Origin of the sequence: Stenotrophomonas sp. SBJS02, from assembly GCF_020428325.2 — a bacterium.
GTDB classification, from domain to species: domain Bacteria; phylum Pseudomonadota; class Gammaproteobacteria; order Xanthomonadales; family Xanthomonadaceae; genus Stenotrophomonas; species Stenotrophomonas africana.
This window is the reverse complement of sequence record NZ_CP109812.1, coordinates 3,341,881-3,359,251: the sequence shown is the minus strand read 5'-3', so window position 1 is coordinate 3,359,251 and position 17,371 is coordinate 3,341,881. Positions and strand designations below refer to the sequence as shown.

General features: G+C 65.7%; 23 protein-coding genes, 1 tRNA gene and 1 pseudogene. 17 read left to right on the top strand and 8 right to left on the bottom strand.

Features of this window, described 5'->3' with window-relative positions; all coding sequences use genetic code 11:
- Positions 1-123: 123 nt before the first annotated feature.
- From thrS to FQS62_RS15610, 11 genes are all read left to right on the top strand, one after another.
- Positions 124-2,025, top strand: coding sequence for a threonine--tRNA ligase (gene thrS, locus FQS62_RS15660; protein WP_057502008.1), 1,902 nt, complete (start codon positions 124-126; stop codon positions 2,023-2,025).
- 63 nt (positions 2,026-2,088) lie between these two features.
- Entirely contained in the window at positions 2,089-2,616 is a 528-nt protein-coding gene (gene infC, locus FQS62_RS15655) for a translation initiation factor IF-3 (protein ID WP_075076340.1), read from the top strand.
- A 266-nt stretch (positions 2,617-2,882) separates the two neighbouring features.
- Positions 2,883-3,080: a 50S ribosomal protein L35 gene (gene rpmI, locus FQS62_RS15650; RefSeq protein WP_005410436.1), complete on the top strand. Its 198-nt coding sequence runs from the start codon at positions 2,883-2,885 to the stop codon at positions 3,078-3,080.
- An 11-nt stretch (positions 3,081-3,091) separates the two neighbouring features.
- Positions 3,092-3,451: a 50S ribosomal protein L20 gene (rplT, locus tag FQS62_RS15645; RefSeq protein WP_005410435.1), complete on the top strand. Its 360-nt coding sequence runs from the start codon at positions 3,092-3,094 to the stop codon at positions 3,449-3,451.
- 193 nt (positions 3,452-3,644) lie between these two features.
- Positions 3,645-4,640 (top strand): phenylalanine--tRNA ligase subunit alpha, encoded by a 996-nt coding sequence (locus tag FQS62_RS15640; RefSeq protein WP_005417865.1) that lies wholly within the window; start codon positions 3,645-3,647, stop codon positions 4,638-4,640.
- Positions 4,641-4,727: 87 nt separating this feature from the next.
- Positions 4,728-7,109 carry a phenylalanine--tRNA ligase subunit beta gene (gene pheT, locus FQS62_RS15635; RefSeq protein ID WP_208042904.1) on the top strand — a complete coding sequence of 794 codons (2,382 nt, stop codon included), beginning with the start codon at positions 4,728-4,730 and terminating at the stop codon, positions 7,107-7,109.
- Between the two features lie 27 nt (positions 7,110-7,136).
- The gene (locus FQS62_RS15630) at positions 7,137-7,436 is read left to right on the top strand and encodes an integration host factor subunit alpha (RefSeq protein WP_005410432.1); all 300 of its coding nucleotides are present in this window, start codon (positions 7,137-7,139) and stop codon (positions 7,434-7,436) included.
- On the top strand, positions 7,417-7,773 hold the full coding sequence (locus tag FQS62_RS15625; protein ID WP_005410431.1) for a MerR family transcriptional regulator: 357 nt from the start codon (positions 7,417-7,419) through the stop codon (positions 7,771-7,773). Before FQS62_RS15630 ends, FQS62_RS15625 begins: the two co-directional genes overlap by 20 nt.
- 68 nt (positions 7,774-7,841) lie before the next feature.
- Positions 7,842-7,918 (top strand) — tRNA-Pro (locus FQS62_RS15620).
- Positions 7,919-8,035: 117 nt separating this feature from the next.
- On the top strand, positions 8,036-8,236 hold the full coding sequence (locus FQS62_RS15615) for a hypothetical protein (protein ID WP_014037933.1): 201 nt from the start codon (positions 8,036-8,038) through the stop codon (positions 8,234-8,236).
- Positions 8,233-8,574, top strand: coding sequence for a low molecular weight protein tyrosine phosphatase family protein (locus tag FQS62_RS15610; RefSeq protein WP_049445773.1), 342 nt, complete (start codon positions 8,233-8,235; stop codon positions 8,572-8,574). Before FQS62_RS15615 ends, FQS62_RS15610 begins: the two co-directional genes overlap by 4 nt.
- Here FQS62_RS15610 and FQS62_RS15605 read toward each other — a convergent pair.
- A complete protein-coding gene (locus FQS62_RS15605; protein WP_208042903.1) occupies positions 8,553-9,002 on the bottom strand; it encodes a GNAT family N-acetyltransferase in 450 nt (149 codons plus the stop codon). The two genes, FQS62_RS15610 and FQS62_RS15605, sit on opposite strands and share 22 nt — an antisense overlap.
- Before the next feature lie 86 nt (positions 9,003-9,088).
- A pseudogene (locus FQS62_RS15600) lies at positions 9,089-9,597 on the bottom strand (DUF3011 domain-containing protein).
- Between the two features lie 242 nt (positions 9,598-9,839).
- Here FQS62_RS15600 and FQS62_RS15595 point away from each other — a divergent pair.
- Entirely contained in the window at positions 9,840-10,235 is a 396-nt protein-coding gene (locus FQS62_RS15595; protein WP_012511691.1) for a hypothetical protein, read from the top strand.
- 24 nt (positions 10,236-10,259) lie between these two features.
- Here FQS62_RS15595 and FQS62_RS15590 read toward each other — a convergent pair whose 3' ends face one another.
- A complete protein-coding gene (locus tag FQS62_RS15590; protein ID WP_208042901.1) occupies positions 10,260-10,952 on the bottom strand; it encodes an aspartate/glutamate racemase family protein in 693 nt (230 codons plus the stop codon).
- Positions 10,953-11,107: 155 nt separating this feature from the next.
- On the opposite strand from FQS62_RS15590, the gene FQS62_RS15585 reads away from it, so the two are divergent.
- Both FQS62_RS15585 and FQS62_RS15580 read left to right on the top strand, forming a co-directional pair.
- Positions 11,108-11,749: a LysE family translocator gene (locus FQS62_RS15585; protein ID WP_106468705.1), complete on the top strand. Its 642-nt coding sequence runs from the start codon at positions 11,108-11,110 to the stop codon at positions 11,747-11,749.
- A gap of 94 nt (positions 11,750-11,843) precedes the next feature.
- Positions 11,844-12,017 carry a DUF1328 domain-containing protein gene (locus FQS62_RS15580; RefSeq protein ID WP_006380555.1) on the top strand — a complete coding sequence of 58 codons (174 nt, stop codon included), beginning with the start codon at positions 11,844-11,846 and terminating at the stop codon, positions 12,015-12,017.
- Positions 12,018-12,039: 22 nt separating this feature from the next.
- Here the strand turns inward: FQS62_RS15580 and FQS62_RS15575 are convergent, their stop codons facing one another.
- The 4 genes from FQS62_RS15575 to FQS62_RS15560 form a co-directional block, all read right to left on the bottom strand.
- The gene (locus tag FQS62_RS15575; protein ID WP_154349409.1) at positions 12,040-12,372 is read right to left on the bottom strand and encodes an SMR family transporter; all 333 of its coding nucleotides are present in this window, start codon (positions 12,370-12,372) and stop codon (positions 12,040-12,042) included.
- 13 nt (positions 12,373-12,385) lie between these two features.
- Positions 12,386-12,958 (bottom strand): TetR/AcrR family transcriptional regulator, encoded by a 573-nt coding sequence (locus tag FQS62_RS15570; RefSeq protein WP_088480185.1) that lies wholly within the window; start codon positions 12,956-12,958, stop codon positions 12,386-12,388.
- 86 nt (positions 12,959-13,044) lie between these two features.
- Entirely contained in the window at positions 13,045-13,281 is a 237-nt protein-coding gene (locus tag FQS62_RS15565) for a DUF1653 domain-containing protein (protein WP_208042900.1), read from the bottom strand.
- A gap of 12 nt (positions 13,282-13,293) precedes the next feature.
- The gene (locus tag FQS62_RS15560) at positions 13,294-13,578 is read right to left on the bottom strand and encodes a hypothetical protein (RefSeq protein ID WP_049445791.1); all 285 of its coding nucleotides are present in this window, start codon (positions 13,576-13,578) and stop codon (positions 13,294-13,296) included.
- Positions 13,579-13,981: 403 nt separating this feature from the next.
- Between FQS62_RS15560 and FQS62_RS15555 the strand changes: the two genes are divergently transcribed.
- The 3 genes from FQS62_RS15555 to FQS62_RS15545 all read left to right on the top strand — a co-directional run bounded on the left by FQS62_RS15555 (position 13,982) and on the right by FQS62_RS15545 (position 15,257).
- Complete coding sequence (locus FQS62_RS15555) at positions 13,982-14,188, top strand: hypothetical protein (protein WP_057502001.1); 207 nt, start codon at positions 13,982-13,984, stop codon at positions 14,186-14,188.
- A gap of 131 nt (positions 14,189-14,319) precedes the next feature.
- Positions 14,320-14,886, top strand: coding sequence for a DUF3011 domain-containing protein (locus tag FQS62_RS15550; RefSeq protein ID WP_005414052.1), 567 nt, complete (start codon positions 14,320-14,322; stop codon positions 14,884-14,886).
- 167 nt (positions 14,887-15,053) lie between these two features.
- Positions 15,054-15,257, top strand: a complete 204-nt coding sequence (locus tag FQS62_RS15545; RefSeq protein ID WP_005417823.1) for a hypothetical protein — start codon at positions 15,054-15,056, stop codon at positions 15,255-15,257.
- A 109-nt stretch (positions 15,258-15,366) separates the two neighbouring features.
- On the opposite strand, the gene dxs is transcribed toward FQS62_RS15545, so the two are convergent.
- Positions 15,367-17,274, bottom strand: a complete 1,908-nt coding sequence (gene dxs / locus FQS62_RS15540; protein ID WP_049445810.1) for a 1-deoxy-D-xylulose-5-phosphate synthase — start codon at positions 17,272-17,274, stop codon at positions 15,367-15,369.
- Positions 17,275-17,371: the final 97 nt, after the last annotated feature.

Genomic DNA, 17,371 nt, shown 5'->3' with positions numbered 1-17,371 from the left:
CTGTTGACCTGTCCCCGAAGGCCCTGTGTTCCAGGCGCCCTCGCGGCGCTTTTTTTATTGCCCGGGCGCAGCCCCGGGAACGCTTTCCAGCCCGCTCAGCGGGCCCCGCACGAAGCCACTGCGATGATCAACATTACTCTTCCCGACGGCAGCCGCCGCGAATTCGAAAACCCCGTCAGCGTCATGCAGGTCGCCCAGTCGATCGGCGCCGGACTGGCCAAGGCCACCATCGCCGGTGCCGTGGATGGCGTGCTGGTCGATGCCAGCGACGTCATCGACCACGATGCGAGCCTGCGCATCATTACCGCCAAGGACGAGGAGGGTGTGGAGATCATCCGCCACTCCTGCGCCCACCTGGTCGGCCACGCCGTCAAGCAGCTGTACCCGGACGTGAAGATGGTGATCGGCCCGGTGATCGCCGAGGGCTTCTACTACGACATCTACTCCGAGCGCCCGTTCACCCCGGACGACATGGCGGCGATCGAGAAGCGCATGGGCGAGCTGATCGCCCAGGACTACGACGTCATCAAGAAGGTGACGCCGCGCGCCGAAGTGATCGAGATCTTCAAGGCCCGTGGCGAGGACTACAAGCTGCGCCTGATCGAGGACATGTCCGACGACATCCAGGCGATGGGCATGTACTACCACCAGGAATACGTGGACATGTGCCGCGGCCCGCACGTGCCGAACACGCGCTTCCTGAAGGCCTTCAAGCTGACCCGCATCTCCGGCGCCTACTGGCGCGGTGACGCGCAGAACGAACAGCTGCAGCGCATCTACGGCACCGCCTGGGCCGACAAGAAGCAGCTCGAGGCGTACATCAAGCGCATCGAAGAAGCCGAGATGCGCGACCACCGCCGCATCGGCAAGCAGCAGGACCTGTTCCACCTGCAGGAAGAAGCGCCGGGCCTGGTGTTCTGGCACCCGAAGGGCTGGGCGTTGTGGCAGGTGGTCGAGCAGTACATGCGCAAGGTCTACCGCAACAGCGGCTACGGCGAAGTGCGCTGCCCGCAGATCCTGGACGTGAGCCTGTGGAAGAAGTCCGGCCATTGGGACAACTACCAGGACAACATGTTCTTCACCGAGTCGGAGAAGCGCACCTACGCGGTCAAGCCGATGAACTGCCCGGGCCACATCCAGGTGTTCAACCAGGGCCTGCACAGCTACCGCGACCTGCCGATCCGCTACGGTGAGTTCGGTTCCTGCCACCGCAACGAGCCGTCCGGCGCGCTGCACGGCATCCTGCGCGTGCGTGGTTTCACCCAGGACGACGGCCACGTGTTCTGCACCGAGAGCCAGATCGAGTCGGAAGTGACTGCCTTCCACCAGCAGGCGCTGGCGGTCTACCAGCACTTCGGTTTCGATGAGATCCAGATCAAGATCGCGCTGCGTCCGGAATCGCGTCTGGGCGACGATGCCACCTGGGACAAGGCCGAGGGCGCACTGCGTTCGGCACTGTCCGCCTGTGGCGTGGAATGGCAGGAGCTGCCGGGCGAGGGTGCCTTCTACGGCCCGAAGATCGAGTACCACCTGAAGGATGCCATCGGCCGTACCTGGCAGCTGGGCACCATGCAGGTCGACTTCATGATGCCGGGCCGCCTCGGCGCCGAGTACGTGGACGAAAACAGCCAGAAGAAGCATCCGGTCATGCTGCACCGCGCCATCGTCGGCTCGATGGAGCGCTTCCTGGGCATCCTGATCGAGCACCATGCCGGCCAGTTCCCGGCCTGGCTGGCGCCGACCCAGGTGGTGGTGGCCAACATCACCGACGCCCAGGCCGACTACGTCTCGGGCGTGACCAAAACCCTTGCGGAGCAAGGCTTCCGCGTCAGCTCGGATTTGCGTAACGAGAAGATCGGCTATAAAATCCGTGAGCATACGTTGCAGCGCGTGCCCTACCTGCTGGTCATTGGTGACCGCGAGAAGGAGAATGGGGCTGTGGCGGTGCGTACGCGTTCTGGCGAAGACCTGGGCAGCATGAGCCTGCAGGCCTTCATCGAGCGGCTCCAGGCCGAGGGCGCGTAAGCAAAGGTCCGGTCCGGGGGCACAGGCACCCGGACCGGTTCGATACCCTTGGGAGAACGTAATATCAGCACCCCTGACAACAAACAGAACCGCAAGAATCAGGAAATCCGTGTGCCGCGCGTCCGCGTGATCGGCAGTGACGGTGAAATGATCGGCGTGTTGTCGCGCGACGAAGCGCTGTCCATGGCCGAAGATGAAGGCCTGGACCTGGTCGAAATCCAGCCGCAGGCCGATCCGCCGGTCTGCAAGATCATGGACTTCGGCAAGTTCAAGTTCGAAGCGCAGAAGAAGGCCAGCGAGGCCAAGAAGAAGACCAAGCAGGTCGAGATCAAGGAAGTGAAGTTCCGTCCGGTCACGGACGAGGGCGACTACCAGATCAAGCTGCGCAAGATGCGCGGGTTCCTTGAAGAAGGCGACAAGATCAAGGTCAACATCCGTTTCCGTGGCCGTGAAATGAGCCACCAGGAACTGGGTCGCGAAATGGCCAACCGGATCGAGACCGATCTGGGCGAGGACATCGTCATTGAATCCCGTCCGCGCCTGGAAGGGCGTCAGATGGTCATGATGATCGCGCCGAAGAAGAAGACCTGAGGCCTGACGGGCCGCCTTCCGGGGCGCCTGGCTGAATGGTTCAGGGCAAAGGGGCGCCATTGGCGTCCCTTTGCTTTTGCGGCAGGCCGGTGAATTGCCGGCGAAAGGGTTGCAGGGGCTGGTGGCAGGGCGGTTTTGCCTGTATCATGCCCGGCTCGACCCACCCAGGACGGGTCGTACGCCGATCATGGCAGGACGGAAAGAGCGGCCCAGGCCGCCGCCAGATCAGTCAGAAACCAGGGTCATATCCCATCAAGGACATTGCAATGCCCAAGATCAAGACCAACCGGGCAGCGGCCAAGCGTTTCCGCAAGACCGCCTCGGGCAAGTACAAGTGCGGCCACGCCAACCGTAGCCACATCCTCACGAAGAAAGCGACCAAGCGTAAGCGTAATCTGCGTCAGACGGGCCATGTCCGTGCAGAAGACGCAGGCCGTCTGGACCGCATGCTCCCTTACCTCTGAGGAACTGAAAAATGGCACGAGTTAAGCGTGGCGTACAGGCGCGTCGCCGCCACAAGAAGATTCTGGATCTCGCCAAGGGCTATTACAACGCCCGTCGCAAGGTCTTCCGCGTCGCCAAGCAGGCGGTCATCAAGGCACAGCAGTACGCCTACATCGGCCGTAAGCAGAAGAAGCGCAACTTCCGTTCGCTGTGGATCACCCGTATCAATGCGGCTGCCCGCATCAACGGTCTGAGCTACAGCCGCTTCATGAACGGTCTGCTGAAGGCCGGCATCACCCTGGATCGCAAGGTCCTGGCTGACATCGCCGTGCACGACGCAGCCGGTTTTGCCGCGCTGGCCGAAAAGGCCAAGGGCGCGCTGGCGGCATAAGTCCTTCCCGATGCCGTAACCGTTCACTCGGAACGGTGTCAGGTCAAGGCAATGCATGGGGAAGGGCGCAAGTCCTTCCCCATTCTTTTTTGGGTCCCGGCGAGGCCATGGCGGCAGCGCGGGGACGGCGGTGGCGACAGGGGTCGGCCCTTCGCGCATCGCGATGGCAGATCGACTGGAGTTCCGGCCCCCCATGAGCGACATCCAATCCCTCACCACCCAGGCGCTGGCCGATGTGGCCGCCGCACAGAGCCCCGACGTGCTGGAACAGCTGCGCGTGGCCCTGCTTGGCAAGAGTGGCAGCATCACCTCGCAGCTCAAGCAGCTCGGCGCCCTGCCGGCCGACGAGCGCAAGGCCGCCGGTGAAGCGATCAACCAGGCCCGCGACGCGCTGACCCGCGCGCTGGGCGAGCGCAAGGCGCTGCTGGAAGACGCGGCACTGGATGCGCGCCTGGCCGCCGAAGCCATCGACATCACTCTGCCGGGCCGCAACGGCGACCGTGCTGGCCTGCATCCGATCACCCGCACCCTCGAGCGCATCACCGGCATCTTCGGCCGGCTGGGCTACGAGCTGTCGGAAGGGCCGGAGATCGAGGATGACTGGCACAACTTCGAGGCGCTGAACTTCCCGCCGCACCACCCGGCGCGGGCCATGCACGACACCTTCTACTTCGGCGACGGCCGCCTGCTGCGCACGCATACCTCCGGTGTGCAGGTGCGCTACATGGGCGACCACGCTCCGCCGCTGCGCATGATCGCCGCCGGCAAGGTGTACCGCAGCGACAGCGACCAGACCCATTCGCCGATGTTCCACCAGGTGGAAGGCCTGCTGGTGGACGAGCATTCGACCTTCGCCGACCTGAAGGGCACGCTGGCCGAGTTCGTTCGCGCGTTCTTCGAGCGCGACTTCGAAATGCGCTTCCGCCCCAGCTACTTCCCGTTCGTTGAACCGGGCGCGGAAGTGGACATCGCCTGGCAGCAGCCCGATGGCAGCACCCGCTGGCTGGAAGTGCTCGGCTGCGGCATGGTGCATCCGAACGTGCTGCGCAATGTCGGCATCGATCCGGAGCGCTACACCGGGTTTGCCTTCGGCATGGGCGTGGAGCGTTTCGCGATGCTGCGCTACGGCGTCAACGATCTGCGCGCGTTCTTCGAGAACGACGTGCGGTTCCTGAAGCAGTTCGCATAAGCCGCAACCATGTAGAGCCGAGCCATGCTCGGCTGCTCCTAAATTCGCAGGCCCAGGCGCATGCGCCGGGCCCACCAGGGTGACACCATGAAATTCTCCGAAAACTGGCTGCGCAGCCACGTCCCGACCTCCGCCTCGCGCGATGAACTGAGCGCGGTGCTGACCGCCATCGGTCTGGAAGTGGAAGAGGTGACTGCGCTGGGCGAAGGCCTCGATCACGTGGTCGTGGCACGCATCGTCGACGCAGTACGCCATCCGGAAGCCGACCGCCTGCAGGTGTGCAGGGTCGATGCCGGGCAGGGCGAGCTGCTGCAGATCGTCTGCGGTGCGCCGAACGCGCGCCCGGGCCTGGTCGCGCCGCTGGCGATGGTCGGGGCGCAGATCGGCGAACTGAAGATCAAGCCAGCCAAACTGCGCGGCGTCGAGTCCAACGGCATGTTGTGCTCGGCCAAGGAGCTGGGCTTGGACAATGATGCCTCCGGCCTGCTGGAACTGCCGGACGATGCACCGGTGGGCCAGACCCTGGTCGAGTACCTCGGCCTGCCGGACGCCAGCATCGAGATCAAGCTGACCCCGAACCGCGCCGACTGCTTCAGCCTGCGCGGCATCGCCTACGACGTCGCCGCCGCCACCCGCAGCGAAGTGCTGGACTTCGCGGCCGGCGCCATTCCGGCGGTCGGCAGCCGTGAGCTGGCCATCCAGCTCGACGCTGGCGCGGAAGCGCCGCGTTACCTGGGCCGCGTCATCGAAGGCGTCAACGCCGCTGCCAAGACCCCGCTGTGGATGGCCGAGCGCCTGCGCCGCAGCGGCGTGCGCCCGGTCTCGCTGCTGGTCGACATCACCCAGTACGTGATGCTGGAGCTGGGCCAGCCGATGCACGCCTACGACCTCGGCACCCTGCAGGGCAGCATCGCCGTGCGTCGTTCGCGCGCGGGCGAGACGCTGAAGCTGCTGGACGGCCGCGATGCTGCGCTGGACGACAGCTTCCTGGTGATCACCGACGCTGACCGTGCGGTCGGCCTGGCTGGCCTGATGGGCGGCTTCGACACCCGCGTCACCGACGCCACCACCGACGTGTTCCTGGAAGCCGCGCACTTTGCGCCGGCCGCGATCATGGGCCGTGGCCGCAAACTGGGCCTGCACACCGATGCCGGCCATCGCTTCGAGCGCGGCGTCGACCCGGCGCTGCCGCGCACCGCCATCGAATACGCCACCCGCCTGGTGCTGGAACTGGCCGGTGGTACCCCGGCGCCGGTCACCGAGGCCGTGCGCGCCGATGACCTGCCGAAGCCGGCGACGATCCTGCTGCGCCGCGCCCGCATCACCCGCGTGCTCGGCATCACCATCGACGATGCTGAAGTCGAGCGCATCCTGCGCGCGCTGGGCATGGACGTGGTCGCCACCGCCGACGGCTGGCAGGTGGTCGCGCCGAGCCGCCGCTTCGACATCGCCATCGAAGAGGACCTGATCGAGGAACTGGCCCGCATCCACGGTTACGAGCAGATCCCGACCACGCTGCCGGGCGGTGCCTCGCGCGTGGCGATGCCGAGCGAGACGCAGCTGGACGCGCTGAGCGTGCGCCGCCAGCTGATCGCCCGTGACCAGCAGGAAACCGTAAATTTCGCCTTCGTCGACGACGCGCTGCTGACCCAGTGGAAGCTGCGCGACGGCCTGGTCCCGCTGGCCAACCCGCTGTCGGCCGAACTGGCAGTGATGCGCCCGTCGCTGCTGCCGGGCCTGGTCGCCACGTTGGGCCGCAACGCTGCCCGCCAGTTGGGCCGCGTGCGCCTGTTCGAGCTCGGCCGCGTGTTCGCCCAGCAGGCCGGAGACGGCCAACCGGCACCGCTGGAAACCCCGCGTGTGGCCGCTGCGGTCTGCGGCGAGGCGCAGGCGGTGCAGTGGGGCCTGCCGACCCGCAAGGTCGACTTCCATGACCTGAAGGGCGACCTGGAATCGCTGGCGGCCGCCAGTGGCGCGCAGTTGGCGTTCCGCCCGTCGGCCCGACCCTATGGCCACCCGGTGCGTTCAGCCGACGTATTCCGCGATGGCGTGGCGATCGGCTGGATCGGTCAGATTCACCCGCGCCTGGCCAAGGCAATGGACATCGAAGCCGACGTCTACGCCTTCGAGCTGGACCTGGAGCCGCTGACCGCCCGTCGCCTGCCGCGTGCCGGCGAGCTGTCGCGCTTCCCGGCGGTGCGTCGCGACCTGGCATTCCTGGTGCCTGAACAGGTGGCCTGGGCCGACCTGGCCGCCACCGTCCGCCAGGCCGCCGGCCCGCTGCTGCGCGACCTGAACCTGTTCGACCGCTACGTCGGTCAGGGTGTCGAGCCGGGGTTCAAGAGTCTCGCTATGGGCTTGATTTTGCAGGACAAGTCGCGCACTCTGACGGACCGCGACGTGGATGCGGTGGTGGCCGAGGCGGTCACTGCCATCGAGCGTGAACATCACGCCCGGATCCGCGGCTGAGCGGGCAGCACTCGGGGGTAGCAGGCAATGGCATTGACCAAGGCGGAGATGGCGGAGAAGCTGTTCGACGAAGTCGGTCTGAACAAGCGGGAAGCCAAGGAATTCGTCGACGCGTTTTTCGATGTGCTGCGTGAAGCATTGGAACAGGGACGTCAGGTGAAGCTGTCGGGCTTCGGTAATTTCGATCTGCGGCGCAAGAACCAGCGCCCGGGCCGTAACCCCAAGACCGGCGAGGAAATTCCGATTTCCGCCCGTACGGTGGTCACCTTCCGTCCGGGCCAGAAGCTCAAGGAGAGGGTGGAAGCTTATGCTGGATCCGGGCAGTAACCGCGAACTACCGCCGATCCCGGCCAAGCGCTACTTCACCATCGGTGAAGTCAGCGAGCTGTGCGACGTCAAGCCGCACGTCCTGCGCTACTGGGAAACCGAGTTTCCCAGCCTTGAGCCGGCCAAGCGCCGAGGCAACCGCCGCTACTACCAGCGCCATGACGTGCTGATGGTGCGGCAGATCCGCAGCCTGCTGTACGAACAGGGCTACACCATCGGTGGTGCACGCCTGCGTCTGGACGGCCCCGATGCCCGCGAGGAATCGGCGCTGAGCAACCAGATCATCAAGCAGGTACGCATGGAGCTGGAAGAAGTGCTGCAGTTGTTGCGCCGCTGATCCCATTTCCATCGTAATCCGCTATACTTCACGGCCCGCCGCACTGGCGGGCACATCGCAGCATCAGTCGGGGCGTAGCGCAGCCTGGTAGCGCATCTGCCTGGGGGGCAGAGGGTCGTCGGTTCGAATCCGGCCGTCCCGACCACTGTGATGAATCAAGAAGCCCGCGCAGCGATGCGTGGGCTTTTTTGTGCGTGCGGTGTATGCTGCGCGCCACTCGTACTACCGCGGCTGCTGAACCCGGTACTCACGAGAACACATCATGGAATCTGCAAGAAACCGTGCCTGGCGCCGCAGCCAGGCCCGCAACCGCGGTGGCGACCGCGCCACGACCGCGTACAGCTACAAGCCCGAGAAGAACTGGAAGCTGCTGTATACGCGCGATGCCAAGCTCGCGCGTGCACGCCAGCTGGGTTTCACCTATCCGGTCCTCAGTGCCCGCCAACTGCAGGAACAGGAATGATCAACCTGCTGTTCGTCTGCAGCCGCAACCAGCTGCGCAGCCCGACCGCCGAAGCCATGTGGCGACGGCGGCCCGGCTTCGCCGCGCTGTCGGCCGGCACCAGCCCGCATGCACGACGCCCCATCGGTCCGGCGGATATCCGCTGGGCCGATGTCATCCTCGTGATGGAAGCCAAGCACCAGCATCGCCTGCAGGCCGCATACGCGCGCCTGCTGGAACACAAGCGCCTGCATTGCCTGGACATCGCCGACGACTATCGCTGCATGGATCCGCTGTTGATGGACCTGCTGGAGGCCAAGGTGGCCGCATATCTCGGTCAGCTGCCGGCAAAGCGGTAGATCAACTCCGGATCTCCTTCGTCCAGTCCATGCACGATGCCGCTGTCGATGAAACCCGAGGCGGCGAGCAGGCGCTGCATAGCGGTATTGGAGGCATTGGTCGAAGTGAACAGCTTGCCTTGGCCCTGTAGCGCGATGGCATGCCGCAGCAGGGCGGCACCCACGCCCTGGCTGCGTTGTTCGCGCGCCACCATCAGCATCTCGACGAAGGCTTCGCCGAAGAAGTGATGGTGGATGACCAGGTAACCGGCCAGCTGGCCGGCCCGTTCGCGCACATGCACGCCACCGCCGGCCAGCCAGTCGGGGATCTGCCGTGCCCGTCGCGGATCGTGGGCCGCAACGCTGTCGAGCGCGATCAGCGCGGGAACGTCGTCGGGCATCGCCTCGCGGATATACAGCATGGTCGAGGAGGGGGCGGGCGGCAGCATCGAAGGCTCCAGGGCTGGGTGCGCCCAGTCTATCGGTCACGTCGGCCGTATCTGCGCATCCGCCACAGCCAGCGTGTGGTCGGCAGTCAATACACACGAAACTCGGCACGGCAGCCGTCGCTGACCCACACGCCGCGGCGGTCCCAGCCCCAGTTGCGGTCCTCGATGCAGGTCGTCACCGATTTCTGCTTGACCAGCCGCACCTCGTGACGCACGCGAATCCGGCACTCCTTGTCCTTGTTCTCGTAGGACTCGCAGACCAGGCGTTCACCCTCGTTGTCGCGATCACGGCCGCGGCCACGACCCGGCCAGCGGCCATGTTCGTCGGCGACGAACTCGGCGCGGCAGCCATCGGTCACCCACAGCATGCGCCGGCTCTGGCCCCAGTTCTGGTCTTCCACGCAACGGGTCACCGACAGCTGCCTGGCCAGACGCATCGGACCCTCGATGGGGCATTGCTCGGTCTTGTTGAACTGGGATTCGCAGCGCAGCGCTGGAATGTGATCAGCGTCGTAGTCCTGGGCGCCACGGCGGTGGCGGCCAGCAGCAGGGCAAGGGCGGCGCCGGTGATCGGCAGCAGCGGGCGAAGGGTCATGGGGAGCCTCGAGCGGGGATTCGGGCGGCAAGAATGACCCAGCATGGGACCGTCGGAACGCATCGTTCCGGAACTGGCTCAGTAGGGATTTAGTAGTGCGCACGGGCCCATGCAGAGGCTTACATCCCGTATCATCGCTGCACATCCGATCGCATCGGTTTACACCTTCTTACATGTCTCCCACGTCGGTCGGCGCAGCCTGTGGCTGCCGTCACTGGTGTGCGGGCGGCCTGTGGGGGAGGATGCGCGGACCACGACGACCACAGGGGGTTGCGTTGATCAGCAGTACCGTCATTCATCGCTCGGCCGACGCAGGTGGCGCCGAGGTGCGGGTCCTGGACACTACGTTCAAGGGCAAGCATGTGTTCATCGCCTGGGGCCTGCGCGGGCCGGAACTGACCCGTAGCGCGGACCCGGCTGCCACCGTGGCTGCGCGCAAGGCATTGCATGCCGTTGCCGGGCACAGTGAAGGGCCGCGCAGCCCGGAAGTGTTCATCGCCAACCAGTCGGCGGTGGCGATCACGGTCTATCGGCTGCTTACCGAAGCGCGCTCCGGTGACGCCATCTTCTTCCTGTGCGATTCACAGGCGGTGGTCGAGTGGCTGATCACCGCGCTGGAAGTGCAGGGCGCGGACTGATTCCGCGCTCCGGCGCGCAGCGATTCAAGCCAGTGCTGCGTCCACCGCAGCCCGCGCATGCAGGGCAGTGGTATCGAACAGCGGCACTGCACTGTGCTCCGGGCGTACCAGCAGCATGATCTCGGTGCAGCCAAGAATGATTGCTTCGGCGCCGCGCGCCACCAGTCGCGCGATCACGCCCGCATAGATCTGTCGTGACTGCTCGCTGACCACGCCGGCAATCAGCTCCTGGTAGATGATGTCGTGCACGCTGCACCGGTCATCGGCACCGGGCACCAGCACCTCCAGGCCGAAGCGATCCTGCAGCCGGCCGCGGTAGAAGTCCTGCTCCATGGTGAAGGCGGTGCCAAGCAGGCCCACCTTGCGTGCGCCGGCCTGCACGATGGCCTGGGCGGTGGGGTCGGCGATATGCAGCAGCGGCAGTGGGCAGGCTGCCTCGATACGGTCAGCCAGCTTGTGCATGGTATTGGTGCAGACCAGCAGCAGATCGGCGCCACCGGCCTGCAGGCGCCGTGCGGCGTCAACCATGTGGTCGCCCAGTGCAGCCCAGTCGCCGTCATGCTGCAACTGCTTGATGCCGGCGAAATCCACCGACCACAGCAGCAGTTGTGCCGAATGTGCGCCACCGAGGCGCTGCCGCACGTCCTCGTTGATGAGCCGGTAGTACTGGGCCGAGCTTTCCCAGCTCATGCCGCCGATCAGGCCGAGGGTTTTCATGCACAGCTCCAAGCCAGGAACCTTCATTGCAGCACAGATGGTGCCCGGTTGCCGATGCCGGCGATCTGTAACCACCGTATCCATGTTGTGCTGTATGTGCCGCGCGCTGCAGGCGCACTCTATGCTGGTTGGGTCTTCTGAAGTGGATGTGCGCTATGGCCCTGCATACCTGGTGGTGGTTCCTCGCCACGGTGTTCGTTCTGTGTGGCACGCCGGGGCCGAACATGCTGCATATCCTCGGCCGCAGCGTCGGGCTCGGCTTCCGCGGCAGCGTGCCGGCGATGGCCGGCTGCCTGCTGGCGATGCTGCTGGTGCTGGCGGCCTCCGCAGCGGGCCTGAGTGCGTTGCTGCATTCCTCGCCGATGCTGTTCGAGGTGCTGCGTTACCTGGGCGTGGCCTATCTGGCCTGGCTGGGCCTGAAGGCATGGCGTGACAGTTGCCGGCCAGCACCACCGGTGACGGTCGATGCCGCGCTGCCGGCTGCGGCGTCGCTGGGCGCGTGGAAGGTGTTCCGTGGCGGCCTTCTGGTGGGTCTGAGCAATCCCAAGCTGCTGCTGTTCGCGGCGGCGTTCCTGCCGCAGTTCGTCGATCCGTCCCGTGGCCAGGCGCTGCAGTACAGCGTGCTGGTGACCACCTTCGCCGCCTGCGAACTGTTCTGGTACGTAATGTATGCAGCCGGTGGCCATGGCCTGCGCCGTTGGCTGGCCAAGCCGTTCGCACGACGCTGGTTCGAGCGGCTGGTGGGCAGCGTGTTCCTGGCGTTTGCCGTCGCGCTGCTGCGCTTCCGTCCGCGTTGATTCACGCCGCGCACGCGGCCTGTTCACGACTGCGGCATCGGCTACGGCCTAGCTTGATCATCCAGTACGCAGTCCCTGCGGGGAAAGGTTTGACATGATCAAGTGGGCCATCATCTTCGCCATCATCGGCGTCATTGCCGGCGTGCTCGGCTTTGGCGGCATTGCCGGCGCTGCGGTCGGCATCGCCAAGTTCCTGTTCTGGGCCGGCATCATCATCGCGGTGGTGCTGTTCCTGCTCGGCATGACCGTAGCGAAGAAGGTCAGCTAGCGTGTGTCGCGCAGCAGCGTGCTCAGTGTGCGTTGCTGCGCGAGAACAGGTTGATTACCAGTACGCCGGCGCAGATCAGGCCGATGCCGATCAACGCCGGTGCATCCAGGCGCTGCTTGAACACCACCAGCCCGATCAGCGAGATCAGCACGATGCCGACGCCGGACCAGATGGCGTAGGCGATGCCGGTCGGGATCGACTTCATGGTCACCGACAGCAGGTAGAAGCACAGTCCGTAGCCGACCAGCGCGCCCAGTGTCGGCGCCAGTCGACTCATACCGTCGGAGGCCTTCAGCAGCGACGTGGCGATCACTTCCAGCACGATCGCGGCGGCGAGATAGGCGTAGGGATTCATCGCGGGCTCCGGCTTACAGAGGATCGCACAGCTTCAGGGCCTGCTCGGCCATCGCCAGTGCATTGATGCGCTCTTCTTCGTCCAGTGGCCGGCCGTAAGCGGTGGCCCAGTAACCATCCGCCGCACAGCGCGCAGCGTACAGGCGAGGGTCGGTGGCCTCGCCGGGAAACTCGGCCAGCATCGCGCGCTTCCAGTCGCGCCAGTGCGCCAGCAGGGCCGGCTCCATCAGGTTGCCCAGGGTCAGGCCGATGTCGTTGTCCTGTTCCTGCTGCAGCAGATGCTCGAAATTGGCCTGCACATAAGCGCGGCTGAAACGGCCATGGCCTTCGGGGTTTTCCTGCAGCAGGGCACGTACCCGCGCTTCGAACTCGCCGATGAGCGCTCCGATGGCTTCATCCACCAGTGCCTGCTTGCTGCTGAAATGATGAAACAACGCACCCTTGCTGACACCGGCGGCCTGCGCGACGTCCTGCACGGTCAGCGCGGCCAGGCCATGACCGCCGATCACTTCAATGGTGGCCTGCAGCAGTGACTGGCGCACGCTGTCGGGCGCCTTGCGGCGCGAACGGGAAGGGGATGCGGACATGGCAGGAAGAAACCGACTGGACGGTACGATTGTAGCGCAGGCCCGCTGCGTTACCGCGCTGCCGGCCTGGACCGGCAGCGGAACCGTCATGCGTCGATGCGGGCGAAACGCGGTTGCGGTCCGTGCTCGCCCGGCACCTGCTCGACGAACATGGCATAGGGGCGTACCCACAGACCACCTTCGCCATACAGCGCGCGGTACAGCACCATCGGTTGCAGGGTCTCACTGCTGCGGACGATCTCGAGTACTTCGTACTCGCCGCCCTTGAAGTGGCGGTAGCGGCCCGGGGCCAGCGTTGGTAGCGGGCTTCTCAGCTCAGCCATGGTGGAAGCGACTCACTTGCGCGCCGGGCTGGCCGGCTTTGCGCAATAGGCGTCGATGGCTTCGGCGGTATTCGCCAGGCCCTGCGCCTGCGCCAGTTCCCACGGGCGCTCACAACGCTGGCTGTGCTCGCACCACTGGTAGCCGGCCGAACCGATGCAGCCATGCGCATCGCGATCACCGCCGACCACCGGCGTGGCTGGCGACGTGGCTGCCGCTTCGGCGTGCGTGGGCGCCTTGTCCGGGCTGGCACAGGCGGCCAGGACCAGCAGGGCTGGAATCAGAAGAAGGGATTTCATCGGCGAAGCTCCGTGCCTAAAGCAACAGTGTCGGCCGCAGGAAAAACGGCAGCAAGTGCTCAGTGCAGGGCGGCGCGGATCAGTTCCTCGATCAGGACGAGGTAGCTGGCGACGAAGTAGAACTTCAGCAGCGTCCAACGCTGCTGGGAGAAGAAGGTGCGCATGTGGAAGGGGCCCCTGTTGGTGACGATAGTGTGAAGCTCTGCTGACTCCGTGACAAGGATCACGGAAAGAACAGGCTAAACGGGCTCAGGGATGTGAGGGCAGGGAAGGGCTGACCAGAGGGCGCGGCATTTTCGTACAAATCTGATGGGCCATCCCTGAGGTGATCGCTAGCCTGAAGGTGTACCGGTACGTGGCCCGTCCGCCTGCCGTCGCATCCTTCCAACCGCAGGAGCCCCTCATGGTCATTACCGTTCAATGCAACGCCCGGCACTGGTCCGTGCTGGATCCGCAGGCGCATGACGCCACCCGTTATGCGCGGGGCGCCGAGGCTTTCGATGTCGCCGCGGCGCGGGCCCTCGAGCACCACCGTCGCACCGGCCAGCGCAGCACGGTGCGGGTCGAGGCGCTCGGCAGCACGGTGGATGCCCTTCACGTCGGAGACTGACGCCGACCGCCGTGGTGCAGTCAGCTACGGTTGCGTTGTTTGAATGGGGAAAAACCGCCGTCACGCGCCCCCCTGTGCGCCGTGCCGCGAATCCCGGATGCTTGCGCCATCGTATTCATCTGGAGATCTCGATGGGCAAGGCACTCACCTGGCGCACCCTGGCCTGCACCCTGCTGCCAATGCTGGCGGCGGCGGGTGGCGCCCAGGCGCAGAGCTATGGCTACGGCTATGACGATGACCGCTACGGCGGCCGCGAAGGCAGCGGCATCGTGCGCTGCGAATCGATCAAGAACCGCAGCAACGAGTGCCGTCTTGAAGGCCGGGCGCGGATGATCCGCCAGTTGTCCGGTTCACCCTGCGTGGAAGGTGAGACGTGGGGCCAGTCGCGCTACGGCGTCTGGGTGACCCAGGGCTGTCGCGCCGAGTTCGTTGGCGAGTATCGTCGTGGCGGTGGCTGGGGCAACGGAGGCGGCTGGGGCAACGGCAACGGAAACGGAAACGGTTGGGGCGGTGGTGAGGTGATCACTTGTCATTCCAATGGCCACCGCCAGGAGTACTGCGATGCCCGCATCCGTCGTGGCGTGCGCCTGGTCCGCCAGGATTCACGCAGCGCCTGCATCGAGGGCCAGACCTGGGGCTGGGACCGTCGTGGCATCTGGGTCAGCGACGGCTGCCGGGCGCAATTCCAGGTGAATTGAGTACGCCACTCGAAAATCAGAATAATCTGATACAGCTCACATTTTGAACGTCGTATCTTCTGCGATCAGGGCACCTCTGCGTGCCCCTGATCCCTCGTGATGAAGTCTGCCGTAACCGGCACGCCCGTCCCGCTACCGTCGATACGCTGCCTCAAGGAGTGAGCTGCATGTTGATCCGCCTGCAATGCGAGCAACGCCAATGGCGCGTGCTGCACCCGGACCGGCCGGAACCGATCGAGTTCCGCGATGGTGCCCGGGCGTACGATTTCGCTGAAACCCTTGCACGCCTCCACTTTGTCGACACCGGGCAGCGCGCTGCGGTGCGGGTGGAGGCCAGCGGCGCGTTCGTGGAAGCGGTCAGCTACGGCTGAGGGTTGGGGCTTCCGGAGCTCGTTATCCACGCATGGCGTGGATCGACCCCTGTTCCGCAGTGGATCCACGCCATGCTGGATCCACTGGGTAGTGATCTAGTGATCGGCCTCAGCCTGCCGCGCTGAGCGGTGGGGTTCCTGCGCCCAGCTGTGGCCAGCGCTTGAGTACCGCCGCGCGGATGCCTGCGGCGTCGATGCCGGCTTCGGCCAGCAGGTCCTCGCGGCTGGCGTGGTGCTGGTAGCTGTCGGGCAGGCCCAGGTGCAGGATCGGGCGCAGCACGCCTTCGGCATTGAGCAGCTCACCGACGCCGGAGCCGGCGCCACCGGCCACCACGTTGTCTTCGATCGTCACCAGCCCCTCGTGCTGGGCGGCGACAGCCAGCACCAGCTCGCGGTCCAGCGGCTTGATGAAACGCATGTTGACCACGCTCAGGCCCAGTTCGCGGCCGACCTGTTCGGCGGCGGCCACGGTGCTGCCGAAGGCGAGCAGGGCGATGCGACTGCCCTGCAGACGCAGCTCGCCCTTGCCGATCGGCAGGGTGGACAGATCGGTGCCGGCAGCCACGCCGGTGCCGGTGCCGCGCGGATAGCGCACGGCGGCCGGGCCCGGGTGCTGCAGGCCGGTGCTGAGCATCTGGCGGCACTCGGCTTCATTGGATGGCGCCATCACCACCATGTTCGGCACGCAGCGCAGGAAACTCAGGTCGAGGTTGCCGGCGTGGGTCGCACCGTCCGGGCCGACCACACCGGCGCGGTCGATGGCGAACAGCACGTCCAGGTCCTGGATGGCCACGTCGTGCACCAACTGGTCGTACGCGCGCTGCAGGAAGGTGGAGTAGATCGCCACCACTGGCTTGCCACCCTGGGTCGCCATGCCGGCGGCGAGGGTGACCGCGTGCTGCTCGGCGATCGCTACGTCGAAATAACGCTGCGGGTATTCCTTGCTGAAACGCACCAGGCCGGAGCCTTCGCGCATCGCCGGGGTGATGCCGTACAGGCGCGGCTCGGCGGCAGCGGCATCGCACAGCCAGTCGCTGAACACATCGGTGTAGGTTGGCTTCTTGGCACCGGCCTTGGCCACCAGGCCCTTGTCCGGATCGAACGGACCGACGGCGTGGTAACCGATCTGGTCGCCCTCGGCCGGCTCATAGCCCTTGCCCTTGGTGGTCATCACGTGCAGCAGCTTCGGGCCCTTGGAGGCGCGCAGCGTCTTCAGCGTGGACAGCAGGGCGGGCATGTCGTGGCCGTCGATCGGGCCGGTGTAGTGGAAGCCCATTTCCTCGAACATGGTGGAGGGCACGAACATGCCCTTCCAGTGTTCTTCCCAGCGCTTCACGAAGCGCGCGGGGTTGTTCTTCTTGTCGCCGAGGATCTTCTTGCCGCCTTCGCGCAGTGCATTGAGCGTGCGGCTGCCGGTGGCACGGCCGAGCATCTTGGTCAGGCCGCCGACCGCCTCGGAGATCGACATGTTGTTGTCGTTGAGGATCACCAGCAGGTTCGGCTCGGGTTCCATGCCGCCGGCGTGCATCAGCGCTTCGAAGGCCATGCCGGCGGTCATTGCACCGTCACCGATCACCGCAACGACCTGGCGGTTGTCGCCTTCGGACTGGCGGGCGATGGCCATGCCGAGCGCGGCCGAGATCGAGGTCGACGAATGGCCGACGCCGAAGGTGTCGTACTCGCTCTCTTCACGCTTCGGGAACGGCGCTACGCCGTCCTTCTGCTTGACGGTGTGGATCTCGTCGCGGCGACCGGTCAGGATCTTGTGCGGGTAGGTCTGGTGACCGACGTCCCAGACCAGCTGGTCCTGCGGGGTCTGGTACAGGTAGTGCAGGGCCACGGTGAGTTCGATCACGCCCAGGCCGGCGGCGAAGTGGCCGCCGCTCTTGCCCACCGATTCGATGAGGTAGGCGCGCAGTTCGTCGGCGACCGCCCTCAATTCGGATTCGTCGAACGTGCGCAGGTCATCCGGTGTCTGGATGCGCGCGAGGCGGGGATAGCGGGCAGAGTCGATCATCATGTTCGCACTTGTTCTGAACGCCCATTTTCGCCCTCAAACGGGGGTGGGGCAAGCAAACGCCGCCGCCCGTGACAGGACGGTGAGGGTTGCATTT

Excerpts from the sequence above, each read along its gene's own strand:
- thrS (WP_057502008.1), top strand. The coding sequence starts at position 124 with ATGATCAACATTACTCTTCCCGACGGCAGCCGCCGCGAATTCGAAAAC.
- rpmI (WP_005410436.1), top strand. The coding sequence starts at position 2,883 with ATGCCCAAGATCAAGACCAACCGGGCAGCGGCCAAGCGTTTCCGCAAG.
- rplT (WP_005410435.1), top strand. The coding sequence starts at position 3,092 with ATGGCACGAGTTAAGCGTGGCGTACAGGCGCGTCGCCGCCACAAGAAG.
- FQS62_RS15640 (WP_005417865.1), top strand. The coding sequence starts at position 3,645 with ATGAGCGACATCCAATCCCTCACCACCCAGGCGCTGGCCGATGTGGCC.
- pheT (WP_208042904.1), top strand. The coding sequence starts at position 4,728 with ATGAAATTCTCCGAAAACTGGCTGCGCAGCCACGTCCCGACCTCCGCC.
- FQS62_RS15630 (WP_005410432.1), top strand. The coding sequence starts at position 7,137 with ATGGCATTGACCAAGGCGGAGATGGCGGAGAAGCTGTTCGACGAAGTC.
- FQS62_RS15625 (WP_005410431.1), top strand. The coding sequence starts at position 7,417 with ATGCTGGATCCGGGCAGTAACCGCGAACTACCGCCGATCCCGGCCAAG.
- FQS62_RS15615 (WP_014037933.1), top strand. The coding sequence starts at position 8,036 with ATGGAATCTGCAAGAAACCGTGCCTGGCGCCGCAGCCAGGCCCGCAAC.
- FQS62_RS15610 (WP_049445773.1), top strand. The coding sequence starts at position 8,233 with ATGATCAACCTGCTGTTCGTCTGCAGCCGCAACCAGCTGCGCAGCCCG.
- FQS62_RS15605 (WP_208042903.1), bottom strand. The coding sequence starts at position 9,002 with ATGCTGCCGCCCGCCCCCTCCTCGACCATGCTGTATATCCGCGAGGCG.
- FQS62_RS15595 (WP_012511691.1), top strand. The coding sequence starts at position 9,840 with ATGCGCGGACCACGACGACCACAGGGGGTTGCGTTGATCAGCAGTACC.
- FQS62_RS15590 (WP_208042901.1), bottom strand. The coding sequence starts at position 10,952 with ATGAAAACCCTCGGCCTGATCGGCGGCATGAGCTGGGAAAGCTCGGCC.
- FQS62_RS15585 (WP_106468705.1), top strand. The coding sequence starts at position 11,108 with ATGGCCCTGCATACCTGGTGGTGGTTCCTCGCCACGGTGTTCGTTCTG.
- FQS62_RS15580 (WP_006380555.1), top strand. The coding sequence starts at position 11,844 with ATGATCAAGTGGGCCATCATCTTCGCCATCATCGGCGTCATTGCCGGC.
- FQS62_RS15575 (WP_154349409.1), bottom strand. The coding sequence starts at position 12,372 with ATGAATCCCTACGCCTATCTCGCCGCCGCGATCGTGCTGGAAGTGATC.
- FQS62_RS15570 (WP_088480185.1), bottom strand. The coding sequence starts at position 12,958 with ATGTCCGCATCCCCTTCCCGTTCGCGCCGCAAGGCGCCCGACAGCGTG.
- FQS62_RS15565 (WP_208042900.1), bottom strand. The coding sequence starts at position 13,281 with ATGGCTGAGCTGAGAAGCCCGCTACCAACGCTGGCCCCGGGCCGCTAC.
- FQS62_RS15560 (WP_049445791.1), bottom strand. The coding sequence starts at position 13,578 with ATGAAATCCCTTCTTCTGATTCCAGCCCTGCTGGTCCTGGCCGCCTGT.
- FQS62_RS15555 (WP_057502001.1), top strand. The coding sequence starts at position 13,982 with ATGGTCATTACCGTTCAATGCAACGCCCGGCACTGGTCCGTGCTGGAT.
- FQS62_RS15550 (WP_005414052.1), top strand. The coding sequence starts at position 14,320 with ATGGGCAAGGCACTCACCTGGCGCACCCTGGCCTGCACCCTGCTGCCA.
- FQS62_RS15545 (WP_005417823.1), top strand. The coding sequence starts at position 15,054 with ATGTTGATCCGCCTGCAATGCGAGCAACGCCAATGGCGCGTGCTGCAC.
- dxs (WP_049445810.1), bottom strand. The coding sequence starts at position 17,274 with ATGATCGACTCTGCCCGCTATCCCCGCCTCGCGCGCATCCAGACACCG.